19 protein-coding genes, 1 other RNA gene and 1 other annotated feature are annotated in these 12,913 nt (G+C 34.5%); of the genes, 18 read left to right on the forward strand and 2 right to left on the reverse strand.

Annotated elements, in window-relative coordinates; all coding sequences use genetic code 11:
- Positions 1–60: 60 nt before the first annotated feature.
- The gene (locus GTO82_RS02015) at positions 61–1,113 is read right to left on the reverse strand and encodes a polyprenyl synthetase family protein (RefSeq protein WP_180873569.1); all 1,053 of its coding nucleotides are present in this window, start codon (positions 1,111–1,113) and stop codon (positions 61–63) included.
- 329 nt (positions 1,114–1,442) lie between these two features.
- On the opposite strand from GTO82_RS02015, the gene rpmG reads away from it, so the two are divergent.
- From rpmG to GTO82_RS02075, 12 genes are all read left to right on the forward strand, one after another.
- Positions 1,443–1,592: a 50S ribosomal protein L33 gene (gene rpmG, locus GTO82_RS02020; protein ID WP_003647778.1), complete on the forward strand. Its 150-nt coding sequence runs from the start codon at positions 1,443–1,445 to the stop codon at positions 1,590–1,592.
- A gap of 7 nt (positions 1,593–1,599) precedes the next feature.
- Complete coding sequence (secE, locus tag GTO82_RS02025; protein ID WP_004895754.1) at positions 1,600–1,770, forward strand: preprotein translocase subunit SecE; 171 nt, start codon at positions 1,600–1,602, stop codon at positions 1,768–1,770.
- A gap of 95 nt (positions 1,771–1,865) precedes the next feature.
- Positions 1,866–2,417 carry a transcription termination/antitermination protein NusG gene (gene nusG / locus GTO82_RS02030; protein ID WP_004895753.1) on the forward strand — a complete coding sequence of 184 codons (552 nt, stop codon included), beginning with the start codon at positions 1,866–1,868 and terminating at the stop codon, positions 2,415–2,417.
- A 130-nt stretch (positions 2,418–2,547) separates the two neighbouring features.
- Positions 2,548–2,973 (forward strand): 50S ribosomal protein L11, encoded by a 426-nt coding sequence (rplK, locus tag GTO82_RS02035; RefSeq protein WP_004895752.1) that lies wholly within the window; start codon positions 2,548–2,550, stop codon positions 2,971–2,973.
- Positions 2,974–3,070: 97 nt separating this feature from the next.
- On the forward strand, positions 3,071–3,763 hold the full coding sequence (gene rplA, locus GTO82_RS02040) for a 50S ribosomal protein L1 (RefSeq protein WP_004895751.1): 693 nt from the start codon (positions 3,071–3,073) through the stop codon (positions 3,761–3,763).
- 282 nt (positions 3,764–4,045) lie between these two features.
- Complete coding sequence (locus GTO82_RS02045; RefSeq protein WP_180873570.1) at positions 4,046–5,203, forward strand: RNA-guided endonuclease InsQ/TnpB family protein; 1,158 nt, start codon at positions 4,046–4,048, stop codon at positions 5,201–5,203.
- Between the two features lie 242 nt (positions 5,204–5,445).
- Positions 5,446–6,090, forward strand: a complete 645-nt coding sequence (locus tag GTO82_RS02050; RefSeq protein ID WP_004896733.1) for an amino acid ABC transporter permease — start codon at positions 5,446–5,448, stop codon at positions 6,088–6,090.
- On the forward strand, positions 6,077–6,724 hold the full coding sequence (locus tag GTO82_RS02055; protein ID WP_061400182.1) for an amino acid ABC transporter ATP-binding protein: 648 nt from the start codon (positions 6,077–6,079) through the stop codon (positions 6,722–6,724). Before GTO82_RS02050 ends, GTO82_RS02055 begins: the two co-directional genes overlap by 14 nt.
- Positions 6,724–7,512, forward strand: coding sequence for an amino acid ABC transporter substrate-binding protein (locus tag GTO82_RS02060; protein ID WP_180874065.1), 789 nt, complete (start codon positions 6,724–6,726; stop codon positions 7,510–7,512). The genes GTO82_RS02055 and GTO82_RS02060 overlap by 1 nt, the downstream gene beginning before the upstream one ends.
- A 38-nt stretch (positions 7,513–7,550) precedes the next feature.
- Positions 7,551–7,674 (forward strand) — a sequence feature (ribosomal protein L10 leader region).
- A 37-nt stretch (positions 7,675–7,711) separates the two neighbouring features.
- Positions 7,712–8,212 (forward strand): 50S ribosomal protein L10, encoded by a 501-nt coding sequence (gene rplJ / locus GTO82_RS02065; RefSeq protein ID WP_004895747.1) that lies wholly within the window; start codon positions 7,712–7,714, stop codon positions 8,210–8,212.
- Positions 8,213–8,255: 43 nt separating this feature from the next.
- Complete coding sequence (gene rplL / locus GTO82_RS02070; protein ID WP_003647769.1) at positions 8,256–8,618, forward strand: 50S ribosomal protein L7/L12; 363 nt, start codon at positions 8,256–8,258, stop codon at positions 8,616–8,618.
- A 77-nt stretch (positions 8,619–8,695) separates the two neighbouring features.
- Complete coding sequence (locus GTO82_RS02075; protein ID WP_260983171.1) at positions 8,696–9,532, forward strand: ion channel; 837 nt, start codon at positions 8,696–8,698, stop codon at positions 9,530–9,532.
- A gap of 31 nt (positions 9,533–9,563) precedes the next feature.
- Here GTO82_RS02075 and GTO82_RS02080 read toward each other — a convergent pair whose 3' ends face one another.
- Positions 9,564–9,788, reverse strand: a complete 225-nt coding sequence (locus GTO82_RS02080) for a hypothetical protein (protein WP_004896736.1) — start codon at positions 9,786–9,788, stop codon at positions 9,564–9,566.
- Between the two features lie 103 nt (positions 9,789–9,891).
- On the opposite strand from GTO82_RS02080, the gene GTO82_RS02085 reads away from it, so the two are divergent.
- The 6 genes from GTO82_RS02085 to ffs all read left to right on the forward strand — a co-directional run bounded on the left by GTO82_RS02085 (position 9,892) and on the right by ffs (position 12,901).
- Positions 9,892–10,503, forward strand: a complete 612-nt coding sequence (locus GTO82_RS02085) for a class I SAM-dependent methyltransferase (RefSeq protein WP_180873572.1) — start codon at positions 9,892–9,894, stop codon at positions 10,501–10,503.
- Positions 10,504–10,578: 75 nt separating this feature from the next.
- Positions 10,579–10,761, forward strand: coding sequence for a hypothetical protein (locus tag GTO82_RS02090; protein ID WP_014567132.1), 183 nt, complete (start codon positions 10,579–10,581; stop codon positions 10,759–10,761).
- 176 nt (positions 10,762–10,937) lie between these two features.
- Positions 10,938–11,780 carry a transcriptional regulator gene (locus tag GTO82_RS02095; protein ID WP_180873573.1) on the forward strand — a complete coding sequence of 281 codons (843 nt, stop codon included), beginning with the start codon at positions 10,938–10,940 and terminating at the stop codon, positions 11,778–11,780.
- Positions 11,781–11,904: 124 nt separating this feature from the next.
- Positions 11,905–12,231, forward strand: coding sequence for a YxeA family protein (locus GTO82_RS02100; protein WP_180873574.1), 327 nt, complete (start codon positions 11,905–11,907; stop codon positions 12,229–12,231).
- Between the two features lie 73 nt (positions 12,232–12,304).
- Complete coding sequence (gene tadA, locus GTO82_RS02105) at positions 12,305–12,787, forward strand: tRNA adenosine(34) deaminase TadA (protein ID WP_004896738.1); 483 nt, start codon at positions 12,305–12,307, stop codon at positions 12,785–12,787.
- A gap of 33 nt (positions 12,788–12,820) precedes the next feature.
- Positions 12,821–12,901, forward strand: an RNA gene (ffs, locus tag GTO82_RS02110) — signal recognition particle sRNA small type.
- The last annotated feature ends 12 nt before the right edge of the window (positions 12,902–12,913 follow it).

Below are 12,913 nucleotides of genomic sequence, written 5' to 3' on the forward strand. Positions count from 1 at the left end.
GATTATAGCGAATTAGTAAAGAATAAGGAAAGAAAAGAGAATGTCTTAATATTCTCTTAATTAATAACTTCTTTTTAATAAAATATCTGTTAGCTCTTCAAGCTGCTGGCGAGTTTTGTTGTTTGGCCAATGCTTTTGCAAATTACGTAAAGCTTTATCAGTATATTTATCAGCTAACTTTTGTGCTCGTTTTACCCCGTCAAGATCATTAACCATTTTTTCTATCTCTTGTAATTGTTCCTTAGTCAAATCTTTTCCTAATTTAACTAATTCATGTAAGCGACCTGTAGAGTCGTTTTGTAAGGCAAAAATTAAGGGTCCAGAGTAGATACCATCTTTAACATCTAATAAGACTGGCTTTTTAAAAGTAGAACTAGTAGTTGTATAGTCTAAAATATCATCTCTTAGTTGAAAAGCTTGGCCCAAGTATTCACCAAACTTTTTAGCTTTTAGAGCCTTAGTTACTTTAAGACCACTCTCATAAGCGCCAATAAAACAAGCTAGGCCAAATAAGACTCCAGTTTTACCTTTGATTTGGTCTAAGTATTCCTTTTCAGAAATAGTAATCTTGTATGCATTGTTATACTGCTCAGTTTCACCAACTAGGATATTTTGCATGGTTTTTCCATCTGCAATAACGCTGTGCAAACTTTGAGCATTTTCACTTAAAAGAGTGAGTGATAAAGCAAATAAATAGTCGCCAGCGTAAACTGCGGTATGCTTGCCATATTTTGTTTGAATTGAGGGTCTTCCATGGCGCATGCTCGATTCATCGATAATATCATCGTGAATTAAAGTAGCATTATGGAGAGTCTCAATTGAGGTTGCTATTTTTTGTAGTTCTTCGCGTTTTTTGCTGGCGTTTGGTCCAAAAGAGCCAAAGAGCATTACACAAGCAGGACGCAGCATTTTCCCAGGAGAAGCAAAAGTATATTTTAAAGCTTCTCCGAGTAAGCCCGGGACAGTGTTTACATGTTTTAAAATAATACGATTGATGGCAATCATATCTTTTTGAGTTTCTGGAAAATTATCCCAAAAAGTGAAATTGCTCTTGTTATTGTTTCTTTTTTCGGGAAGTGAATTTTGTAGTGGATGAGTTGAATTTTCTGCCATGATAAATATTTAATTAAAAGGAAAAGTTGCTCCTTTTAATTAATTAATCCTCCCAATCAGTTGAATATCAGCATAAGAGCAGTTAAAATTAAACGGAAATAAAGTTAATGAAGTAAAATTGTTATTTTTTATTTCATTTTCAATTTTGAAGATAGCTTTATTTTTAATTAAAAAAGATCTTATAAATATAATTCTACACTATCTATTAATATTATTTAAAAGGAGATATAATTTTTTGATGAGTAAATTAGATTCTTCTTTACTTTATTGATAGGAATTGCTAAAATAACATTTTTTTGCTAAGATAAATGCAGTTTAGGGGTGGTTTTATGGCAGTAAAGAAAGCAGCTCTTGCATGTACTGTATGTGGTTCTCGCAATTATTCTATTGCAGCAAGCAAGAATAGAACGCAAAGACTTGAACTTAAGAAGTTTTGCAAGCATTGCGGAAAGCAAACTTTGCACAAGGAAACGAGGTAGGTAAGCAATGTTTAAGTTTATTAAGAGTGTTAACCAAACTATGGCAAAAGTATCATGGCCAACATGGAAACAAAATAGACGTGATACAGGTGTTGTAATCATCAGCTCAATTTTGTTTGGTGCTTACCTTGGTTTGCTAGATTTATTATTTAGCTACTTAACGCAAATGTTCTTATAAAAACAGTATATGTGTTATAATTAAATCAGTTAAAAAAGCCTCCCTCGGAGGTTTTTTTATTTGCATAAAGGTATTATTTTAAGGAGTTTAGAAACATGGTTGAAACCAGCGAAAAGAAATGGTACGTTTTACACACTTATTCTGGCTACGAAGAAAAGGTTAAGAAAGATTTACTTTCAAGAGCCCAATCAATGGGTATGCAAAATTATATCTTTCGAGTAATTGTTCCTGAAGAACAAAAGACTGAAACTGTTCGTGGTAAGAAACAAGAAGTAGATGAAAAGGTATTTCCAGGTTACGTTTTAGTAGAAATGGTAATGACTGATGAAAGTTGGTATGTTGTCAGAAATACGCCAAACGTTACTGGATTTGTTGGCAGTCACGGTGGTGGATCAAAGCCATCTCCTTTATACGATGACGAAATTGAAAGAATTCTTGCTTCTCAAGGCCAACCAGCTAAAGAACCTAAAGCTGACTATGAAGTTGGTGAAACAGTAACTATTATTGATGGTGCATTTAGTGGCATGAGTGGTAAGATTACTGAAATTAACCCAGAAAAAGATAAACTTTATGTTTCTATTGATATGTTCGGCAGAGAAACAAATGCTGAACTTGACTATAACCAAGTAAAAGAATTTGACCAATAATAAAATTTAATTAGCTATTGTCAATTTAATAAATTGCTGGTAGTATATTAGAGTATCTTTATTATTGTGGGAGGAGAAGAAGGAAAATTCTCCACTATAACCGCATCACGGAATCAAGGAGGTATTGACCGTGGCAAAGAAAGTTATTAACGTAGTTAAACTGCAAATTCCTGCTGGTGCAGCAACTCCTGCACCTCCAGTTGGTCCTGCATTGGGTCAAGCTGGAATCAACATCGTTGGTTTCACTAAGGACTTCAACGCACGTACTGCTGATCAAAAGGGTATGATTATCCCTGTAGTTATTACTGTATATGAAGATCGTTCATTCGAATTCATTACTAAGACTCCACCAGCTGCTGTTCTTTTGAAGAAGGCTGCTAAAGTGGACAAGGGTTCTGGTGAACCTAACACTAAGAAGGTTGCTAAGGTAACTAAGGACCAAGTTAAGGAAATTGCCGAAACCAAGATGAAAGATCTAAACGCTGCAGATATTGAAGCTGCTATGCGCATGATTGAAGGTACTGCTAGAAGCATGGGCTTCACTGTAGAAGACTAGTGTTTTTAGGAACGTCGGATCGTTAATCAAAATTAACGAATCAAGGTGGGAGAGTGTGAGAAGACTCGTTTGACCACATTTTCAGGAGGATTTTTACATGGCAAAGCATGGAAAGAGATATTTAGAAGCAGCTAAAAAAGTTGATTCAACTAAATTTTATTCAGTAGATGAAGCTATGAAGTTAGCAAAAGAAACTTCATACGCAAACTTTGATGCAACTATTGAAGTTGCATATAACTTAAATGTTGACCCTAAGCAAGCAGATCAACAAATTAGAGGTGCATTGGTACTTCCAAACGGTACTGGTAAATCTAAGAAGGTTGTTGTTTTTGCTGAAGGTCCACAAGCTGACCAAGCTAAAGAAGCAGGTGCTGACGAAGTTGGTTCTGATGATTTAGTAGAAAAAGTTCAAAACGGTTACTTAGACTTTGACGTAGTTATTGCTACTCCAATGATGATGGCTAAGGTTGGTCGTTTAGGTCGTATCTTAGGACCTAAGGGCTTAATGCCAAACCCTAAGACTGGTACTGTTACTATGGACGTTGCTAAAGCTGTTGAAAACCAAAAAGCAGGTCAAGTTGAATACCGTGTTGATAAGCAAGGTTTAATCCATGCACCAATCGGTAAGGCTTCATTTGACGCTGAAAAATTAGCACAAAACTTTGATGCATTACGTGACGTTATTCTTCGTGCACGTCCTGCATCAGCTAAGGGTCAATACGTTAAGAGTGTTGCCGTTTCTGCAACCTTTGGCCCTGGTATCCACTTGGATCCATTAAACTTAGACTAATTAATAGTTGTTTAATTAAACGAAAAGACTTCACAATTGTGAAGTCTTTTTTTTGTACTAAGGTTGAAAGTGTAGTGAGATTTTAGCTAAAATTAAACAATACGCTATTTTTAGAACAGGAGCTGATTAACTGTTAACCAAAATATAGAAATTTATAGAAGAAGATGGAAAAATTAGCTTATTTAGAAAGTTAAACATGGAAAATAAGCTTTAATTCAATACTTACTTGTTTTGCTTTTCTTCCTTAGATAAACTTATGTTTGTATTTTAGGAGGTGAAGCAATGATTAAAACTCAAGTAGTTAAGCTAAAAGTTAATAAGACCATGCAAAAGTATCTTGATGCTTTATGTGACTATCGCCGATACTGCTGGAATAAAGGACTTGAAACTTGGCAATTAATGTATGAAGCCTATAGCTTGAACAAGAAAGATAATCCAAGTCCCAATGAACGCAGAGTCCGTGATGAACTAGTCGCAAATAAAGCTGATTGGCAATATGACTTGTCTGCTAGATGTTTGCAACTAGCTGTTAAAGACTTAGCTAATGCTTGGAAGAACTTTTTTGATAAGGCACAGCCTGATTGGGGAATACCTAGTTTTAAATCTAAGAAATCCCCCAGACAAGGCTTTAAAACTGATAGAGCTAAGATTGTTAATGGCAAGCTTCGTCTTGATCGCCCAAGAAGCATCTCAAAAGAGTCTTGGTTTGATTTAAAAAGTTATGAAGCCCTAAAGATGGATGAAGTCAAAGTGGTAAGCATCTTCAAAGAAAAAGAGAGCTATTATGCGGCTTTGTCTTATGAAGAGGACATGCCAGCTAAGGCTAAAACTCATCAAAAGACAGCAGTTGATGTTAATGTTGGTCACTTCAACTATACAGAGGGCCCAATCAATGTTTTGCCAGCTAAATTGCAAAAGCTTTATAAGCGTATTAAGCATTATCAAAGAATGCTGGCACGTAAAAGAGAAGTGAATGGTAAGTTAGCTACTAAATCAAATAATTACTATGCAGTGAGAGCCAAACTGCAAAGAGATTATCGTAAAGTGGCTAATATCCAAAATGATCTTTTACAAAAGTTCACTGCTAAGCTTATAGATAATTACGACCAAATTGTAATTGAAGACTTAGCAGTTAAAGAAATGATGATGATGCATGTAGCTTCAAAAGGTATGCAGCGATCGCTCTTTAGCAAGTTTAGACAGATATTAACTTACAAGTGTGATTGGTATGGCAAAGAATTAATCTTAGCTGATAAAAAATACCCATCAACTCAAAGATGTGCTCAGTGTGGTTATGTCAAAAAAGGCGAGGAAAAGATCACTTTGCAAGGTAACAAAAAGCATGGTACCAAACATAATGAGTATGTCTGTTATGAGTGTGGCTACAAGAATGATCGAGATGAAAATGCGGTTTTAAACCTTTTAGCGTTAGCAAAATAAAGAAAATAAACGGGGCTGGCTAGGTCCTTAAGCTGGAAGAGTCTGGCTCACTGCAAAACTTGTTTTGCTAGTGATGCAGGACATCGAAGAGCTGGTCAATGTGATAACTCCTATTTGGAATATCAGAATACTAGTGAAGACGACAGTAAATGAAACAAAGAAAGGAAAAATATATCTTTCTAATATGTAGAAAATTCGTATTCTTCTACATATTTCCATGTTTTATATAGCAGGTGAAGGAAATGCTAAATTATATTTTTAGTATTATGCCATCATTATTTTCCGGTGCTTGGTTAACTATTGAAATCTTTTTTTGGACGACTGTAGTTTCTATTCCGCTAGGTTTATTAGTTGCCTTTGGTTTACATTCAAAATTGAAATTAGTTAAAGCTATTTTGAAATTTTATGTATGGATTATTCGTGGTACACCTCTTTTACTACAATTAATTTTTATTTTTTATGGCTTACCAACTGTTGGAATTGTCTTTCCAAGATACGAGGCTGCGTTAGTCGCATTTATTATCAATTATGCTGCTTACTTTGCAGAAATCTTCCGTGGTGGACTGCAAGCAGTACCCGTCGGCCAATTTGAGGCAGCACAAGTGCTAGGTTTAAGTAGATGGCAAACAATTAATCGTATTGTGCGTCCACAAGTTGTTAAGATTGTTTTGCCTTCGATTGGTAATGAGCTGATAAACTTAGTTAAGGACTCCAGTTTGGTCTATGTAATTGGTTTAGGAGACCTTTTACGTGCCGGAAATGTTGCGACTGCAAGAGACGTGTCTTTAGTTCCACTAGTATTAGTAGGGTGCGTATATTTGGCAATGACAGCAGTTTTAACAGCTTTATTGAGAGTAGTGGAGAAGAGAAGCAATGTCTGGAAATAAAGTTTTAGAGCTCAAGAATATAAGCAAGAGCTTTGGCACGAGAAAAATTATTGATAAGTTAAATTTGTCACTAGATCAAGGAGATATCTTAAGTATTATTGGCCCTTCAGGTGCAGGAAAAACTACACTGCTTCGCTTGATCGCGGGGCTTGAAAGTGCTGATAGTGGAAAATTCCTCCATAATAGAAAAGAATTTGATCCTACAGATCGTAATAATCATTTGGTAGGGATGGTTTTTCAAGATTACAATCTTTTTCCAAACCTTTCAGTAATGGATAATATTACGCTCGCTCCAATTATGGTAAATAAGATGAGTAAAGCAGAGGCTGAAAAAGCAGCTGCACCTGTTTTAGATCAATTAGACTTAGACAAGTTTAAAACTTTATATCCATACCAATTATCAGGGGGACAAAAGCAGCGTGTAGCCATTGCCAGAGCCCTGCAAATGAAACCTGAAATCTTGTGTTATGATGAGCCTACATCTGCCTTAGATCCCGAGTTAGTAGGAAAAGTAAAAGATATTTTCTTAAAGCTTAAACAAACAGGAATGACGCAGGTGATTATCACTCACGATCACCAGTTTGGAAAAGCTGTTGCTGATAAAATCTTAAAAGTTGAGCCAATAGAAAAATGATGAAAAAAATAATACGATTTTTGGGCCTATTGATCATTGTGCTAGCTTCTGTTGGTGTGGCTGGATGTCAAAGACAGGAAAATTCATGGCAGGCGATTAAATCACGTGGTACTTTAGTAATTGGTGTTGACGACAGTTTCGTCCCAATGGATTTTCGCCAAAAGAATGGTAAGCTTGTTGGCTTTGATGTTGACTTAGCCAAAGCCGTTTGCAAGGAGATTGGTTTAAAACCTGATTTCCAAACAATTGATTGGTCAATGAAAGAAACAGAACTTCGCAATGGGACAATAGATGTTATCTGGAATGGATATACTAAGACGAAGGCTAGGGAAAAGAAAGTAGCATTTTCAAAACCATATCTTGAAAATGATCAGATTCTGGTTACACGAAAAAATGAAAGAATAAATAATTATCGACAAATGAAAGGGAAGATTCTTGGAGTTCAAACAGGATCTTCAGGAGCCGATGATTTGGATAATTATCCTAAAGTCTTAAAGAAACGTGTCAAAAGTACAGTTTTGTATGATACTTATAACAATGCCTTTATCGATTTAAAAGCTGGCAGAATTGATGGCTTATTAATTGATGGGGTATATGCAAATTATTATTTAGCTCACAGCAAGTATCAAAAAGAATTTAAAAAAGAAAAATTACCATATCCAAGTGAAAAATTTTCAGTAGGAATCAATAAAAAAGATAAAACTCTTAAAAACAAGATTAATCAAGCTCTTGACCACTTAGAGAAGACGGGAGAGCTAAAAAAGATTCGCGAAAAATGGTTTAATTAAAAAAAGCTATTGACGACTTATCTAATTTAAGGTAATATATTGTACAGTAAATTCTACCTAAGACTCGGGTGGCTAACGTGCCTTAATATCCCGCCGAGGCCAGAAAAACAAAGAGTTTTACAACTCCATGTCTTTTTGGCATGGAGTTTTTATTTCGGCTGATAGAATTTATCTTAAAGTAAATTTGGAGGTGAATTCGTTGAGTAAAGCAATCATTGCTAAAAAAGAAAAGCTTGTTGATGACTTTGCAGCAGAACTTAAGGAAGCTAAGGCTATCTTAGTAATTGACTACTTAGGTTTAACTGTTGAAGAAGTAACTAACTTACGTAAGGATCTACGTGATGCTAACGTTAAGATGAAAGTTATCAAGAACACTTACTTAAAGCGTGCTGCTGAAAAGGCTGGTATTGAAGGTTTAGAAGATACTTTTGTTGGTCCTACTGCTGTTGTTTACACTGCTGATGCAGAAGACATCACTGAACCAGCTCGTATTGTTTCTAAATACGAAGATGATATCGACGCATTATCAATTAAAGGTGGTATGCTCGAAGGTAAGGTTGCCAGCCAAGAAGAAATCAAGAAACTTGCAGCTATTCCAGGTCGCGAAGGTTTACTTTCAATGCTTGTATCTGTATTACAAGCTCCAGTTCGCAACTTTGCATACGCTGTTAAGGCTGTCGCTGATTCAAAAGACGAATAATATTAGTAAATTTACACATATCTAATTTCGGAGGAAACTTATAATGGCTTTAGATACTGAAAAGATTATTGAAGATTTAAAAGGTGCTTCAATCCTTGAATTAAACGACTTAGTAAAGGCTATTGAAGACGAATTTGGTGTTTCAGCTGCTGCTCCAGTTGCTGCTGCAGGTGCTGCAGGCGCAGGTGCAGAAAAGACTGAATTTGACGTTGAATTGACTGATGTTGGTCAAGAAAAAGTTAAGGTTATCAAGGTTGTTCGTGACATCACTGGTCTTGGCCTTAAGGATTCTAAGGACCTTGTTGATGGTGCTCCTAAGAACGTTAAGGAAGGCGTTTCTGAAGACGAAGCTAACGACATCAAAGCTAAGCTTGAAGAAGTTGGCGCAACTGTTACTGTTAAGTAATAACGTCTTAACTGAACATCCTACTGAAAATGAGGACTCTATTTTACGGAGTCCTCATTTTTGTTTACAATAAAATTATGTTTAAGAAAAATTTTTATAAATGGTTTAAAGCCGCTTTAGCTATTATTTCAATTATTCTGCTTGTGTTAGATTTTGCGGCAATAATTGATATTAATAGTAGGAATAGTAAGTGGTTTTGGCTAAATAACCTTATTTTAATTATTTTGGCAATAGATTACTTTTCTCGGCTCTATCTTGCAAAAAATAAGAAAGTATTTTTTAGAAATAATATTTTTGAGCTGCTAGCAATTATTCCTGTTGGTCTTGCCTTTAGTTGGATGAAACTGGCTCAGTTGGGAGATATTGGTTTATATTTTAGGCTATTACGTTTAATCCGGTTGGCTGGTCTAGTGGGGATGCTAAAAGATATCTTACACACTCATGGTATTTTATATGTAATATACTTTAGTATTGCCTTTTTGATGTTAGGATCAGTTGCAATTTCGATTACTGAACATGTTTCACTTGATCAAGCATTCTGGTGGGCAATCACTACAGCAAGCACGGTAGGATATGGTGATATTTCTAAACACACGATTTCACCGCAATCTTTACTGGGAAAATTAGTGATTTTAGCAATGATTCTGATTGGAGTAGGAGTAATGGGAATCGTTACTAGTTCGCTTACTGCTTACTTGATGAGAAGAAATGAAGGTAAAATCAGTATTAAAGACAAGAATGCTGATTTTACCTTCATTTTAGATAAATTAGACCGGCTAGAAGATCAAAATAAAATGTTGGCTGAGCAAAATCAAAACTTGCAAAAACAAATCCAAGAATTAAAAGAAAATCGTCCTCCTCGGGAGTGGGATAAACTTAAGGAATGGATTGAAAAGAAAAAAGACAAAAATTAAAGCGTAAATTCAAAAATGAATTTACGCTTTTTTACATCTTCAAATAAAAATGTAGAATAATCATGAATAGAAGATAACAACCAGCAATAATAATGATAACCCAACCGGCTGTTAACCAAAATCTTGCCCAGGTTTGTCTATTTGTTGAAAGAACACGACCAAAAACTGCTTGATTGCCTTTTATTCTAAATCCTACCCATAAACAGATAATTCCAATAATAATTGCTAAAATAAATATAGGAATAGAAATCATCATTCTATCTCTTCCTTTCTGTAACATTCTAATTATAAGGCTTTATGGAAAAAAACAAAGCAGAATTGATAAACTATAAATAGAAATTAAAGAAGCGAGAATAATTATGACAAAAAAGAATCAAATGTATTTTGCGGCTAATCCTGATGCCAAGCATGATGAACACTTAGTTGACTATCATATTGATGATATTGATTTAAAATTTACGACTGATGCGGGCGTTTTTTCAAAATTAAGAGTTGATTATGGTTCAGGTGTTTTAATTAAAGCAATGAAAAACGTTGATTTTCCAAAAGATGGCATCTTAGATGTAGGGACTGGCTACGGTCCGATGGGATTATTTGCGGCCAAGTTTTGGCCTGATCAAGAAGTTGATATGGTAGATGTAAATGAGCGTGCCTTAGACTTAGCTAAAAGAAATGCACAGTTCAATCGAATTGATAATGTAAATATTTATCAGTCAGATATTTATGAACAAGTGGATAAAAAATATGGGCTAATTATTACTAATCCACCAATTCGTGCTGGTAAAAAGGTAGTCGACCAAATTTTAACTGAAGCAAAAGACCATCTAGTAGAAAATGGCGTCTTATTGGTAGTAATTCAGAAGAAACAAGGTGCACCTAGTGCCAAGAAATTAATGACAAAGATATACGGAAATTGTGAGATTCTAGCTCGTGATAAGGGCTATTACATTTTAATGAGTAAAAATAATTAAAAAAATAACAATAAAGGTTTATAATGAAAACGGATACAAGGTAGAGAATAATACTTTGAAAGAAGTGAATTCATTATGAAACTGTTTATCAATATTATTTTAGTCTTGATTGTTTTAGCTGGTCTTGGTGGAATGATTTACTTATCGATTGATGGTGATCGTTTCTTAGGCGCAGCTGGGTTAGCGATGCTTTATTTCATTGGATCAATCGGCTATTTTGTTAACTGTTATACGATTAAAAAACGTGGTCGTATTTAAATAGAAAGGGTCAAAGGATCTTTTTTATTTTTACTTGTTATCCTATACATGAATATGTTTTATGATGAATTTATTTAATTGAGCTGGTTAATTTAGCCAGCTTTTTTTAGTTATAAAGGGTATTATATTTACAAATACTAGTACTTATAAGCTCAAACATAGGAAGAGATGAGAAGATGAAAATAAGAGAAGCTCTTCGAAAAGAAAGATTGGCTCAGCATAAAACACAAGCCGCTTGGATTAAAAATATACCTATTTCTGTTTCTCACTATTCAGAAATAGAAACAGGTTATGCTAAAAATGGAAAAGAAGCAGATATTGATAGTGAAAAATTAATTTTACTTCTTAAATCTAATCATGTAGATATAATAAAATTTTTTGAGTCAGTCAATGGCTCATACAAAATTGATGAACGTGCAAGGATGATAGAGAATATTTCTAATCAATTATCGGTTGCTTTTAATAATAATGATTTAGAAAAAGTCGAGAAAATTACTCATGAATTGGAAAATATGCCTGCTGTTCCAAAAATTACATATTATCGGGCTGTATTAATCAGGGCTTATTTAAAGGATGAAATGACTTCAATGGATAAAGCAACTCGAACAAAAATTAATCAATATATTTATCAAAAAGATGATTGGGTTACAGATAACGAGGCATTGATAATTTTTGGTAACTCTATGCCTATTTCTGATCCAGACATTTTGATTGCTAGAATGGGAAAGGTCTTACGCTACTATAAAAATTTAGAAAATTGTCCAGCTACTTTTCAGCGGAGAGTATCCACAGTTTGTGTTAATTATTTATATACGGCGCTTTGTATTAGAAAAATTGATAAATATGTGTCAGAAACAATGGCTCTTATTCGTACGTTGCCTTTTGATGACAGGTTTGGTTTAAAGATTCTTATTACTCAATATTTTGAAGATATGAAAAAGGGAGATAAAAAGTCTATGCAGCAATTAAAAGATGTTCTGAGACATGCAGGTCTAACGAAACTTGCGAATCGATTATAGAATGAAAGTCGATCTAAAAATAATTCGAAATATCGAAATTTAATTGCTGATGACGATACTTTCTTAGTAACATATAATCAATCTAAAATAATTAATCGATAAGTTTAGTGTAAGGAGGGTAAATATGAAGAAATTTAAAATAGGAGTTATTTCACTTCTGACTGTACTGGTAATAGCAATTATTGGCGTTTTGACTGTTCATACGTCTACTACTGATCGTTTAAATCCATTGGTTAGTGAAACAGTTAGTTATGCTAAGGTTCCAAAAAACACTCAGAATTACAAACAAGTAACGATCATTAACCCAAAGGATGGTAAAACTAGAGCTTATAAAATAAAACAAGTGGGTGGTTATGATCCAAATCAGGAATATATTAAGGTCCATCATAAGGGTCAGTATGTAAAATCAATTTCATACATTACAAAAAATCAATTCTATAACCAACAATAAAAATTTTTAGCTAGCGGGTCGCTAGCTTTTTTCTTTTTGTTAGAATATAAGCAGAAATTAAAGAGGAAGATATATGTTAACTAAAGAGCAAAAAGAAAAATACATGCACCTAGCCTTTGAACAGGCAAAAAAGGCTGAAGAACAAGGTGAAGTACCAATTGGTGCAGTTGTTGTAGATAAAGATGGCAATGTGATTGGCGAAGGATATAATAGACGCGAGCTTGATGAAGATGCGACGCAACATGCCGAAATGATTGCGATTAGACAAGCTTGTAAAAAATTAAATTCCTGGCGTCTAGTCGACTGTAGTTTGTTTATTACCCTTGAACCCTGTCCAATGTGCAGCGGTGCTATCATTAATTCAAGATTAGCTGAAGTTTATTATGGTGCTTTTGATCCAAAAGCTGGAGCAGCAGGCAGTGTCATTGACTTATTTAAGGTGGAAAAATTTAATCACCATCCTAAAATTTATGGCGGTTTATTTAGGGATCAAGCAGCCCAAATGCTAAAAGATTTTTTCCGTGAAATTAGACGTAAACAAAAGCAAGATAAATAGTGGAAAAATAAATCAAAATACTGTATTATAGTTTGTGGGCAATGTCCGACCTCTAAATTGTGTCAGGACCGGAAGGTAGCAGCACTAAGGTTGCTTGGGCATGTGCCTTTTTTTGAGAATTTAAAC

This window comes from Lactobacillus johnsonii, from assembly GCF_013487865.1.
GTDB lineage: Bacteria > Bacillota > Bacilli > Lactobacillales > Lactobacillaceae > Lactobacillus > Lactobacillus johnsonii_A.

Bases quoted from the DNA above. Each gene is read 5' to 3' on its own strand.
- GTO82_RS02015 (WP_180873569.1), bottom strand. From the start codon at position 1,113: ATGGCAGAAAATTCAACTCATCCACTACAAAATTCACTTCCCGAAAAA.
- rpmG (WP_003647778.1), top strand. From the start codon at position 1,443: ATGGCAGTAAAGAAAGCAGCTCTTGCATGTACTGTATGTGGTTCTCGC.
- secE (WP_004895754.1), top strand. From the start codon at position 1,600: ATGTTTAAGTTTATTAAGAGTGTTAACCAAACTATGGCAAAAGTATCA.
- nusG (WP_004895753.1), top strand. From the start codon at position 1,866: ATGGTTGAAACCAGCGAAAAGAAATGGTACGTTTTACACACTTATTCT.
- rplA (WP_004895751.1), top strand. From the start codon at position 3,071: ATGGCAAAGCATGGAAAGAGATATTTAGAAGCAGCTAAAAAAGTTGAT.
- GTO82_RS02045 (WP_180873570.1), top strand. From the start codon at position 4,046: ATGATTAAAACTCAAGTAGTTAAGCTAAAAGTTAATAAGACCATGCAA.
- GTO82_RS02050 (WP_004896733.1), top strand. From the start codon at position 5,446: ATGCTAAATTATATTTTTAGTATTATGCCATCATTATTTTCCGGTGCT.
- GTO82_RS02055 (WP_061400182.1), top strand. From the start codon at position 6,077: ATGTCTGGAAATAAAGTTTTAGAGCTCAAGAATATAAGCAAGAGCTTT.
- GTO82_RS02060 (WP_180874065.1), top strand. From the start codon at position 6,724: ATGAAAAAAATAATACGATTTTTGGGCCTATTGATCATTGTGCTAGCT.
- rplL (WP_003647769.1), top strand. From the start codon at position 8,256: ATGGCTTTAGATACTGAAAAGATTATTGAAGATTTAAAAGGTGCTTCA.
- GTO82_RS02075 (WP_260983171.1), top strand. From the start codon at position 8,696: ATGTTTAAGAAAAATTTTTATAAATGGTTTAAAGCCGCTTTAGCTATT.
- GTO82_RS02080 (WP_004896736.1), bottom strand. From the start codon at position 9,788: ATGATGATTTCTATTCCTATATTTATTTTAGCAATTATTATTGGAATT.
- GTO82_RS02085 (WP_180873572.1), top strand. From the start codon at position 9,892: ATGACAAAAAAGAATCAAATGTATTTTGCGGCTAATCCTGATGCCAAG.
- GTO82_RS02090 (WP_014567132.1), top strand. From the start codon at position 10,579: ATGAAACTGTTTATCAATATTATTTTAGTCTTGATTGTTTTAGCTGGT.
- GTO82_RS02095 (WP_180873573.1), top strand. From the start codon at position 10,938: ATGAAAATAAGAGAAGCTCTTCGAAAAGAAAGATTGGCTCAGCATAAA.
- GTO82_RS02100 (WP_180873574.1), top strand. From the start codon at position 11,905: ATGAAGAAATTTAAAATAGGAGTTATTTCACTTCTGACTGTACTGGTA.
- tadA (WP_004896738.1), top strand. From the start codon at position 12,305: ATGTTAACTAAAGAGCAAAAAGAAAAATACATGCACCTAGCCTTTGAA.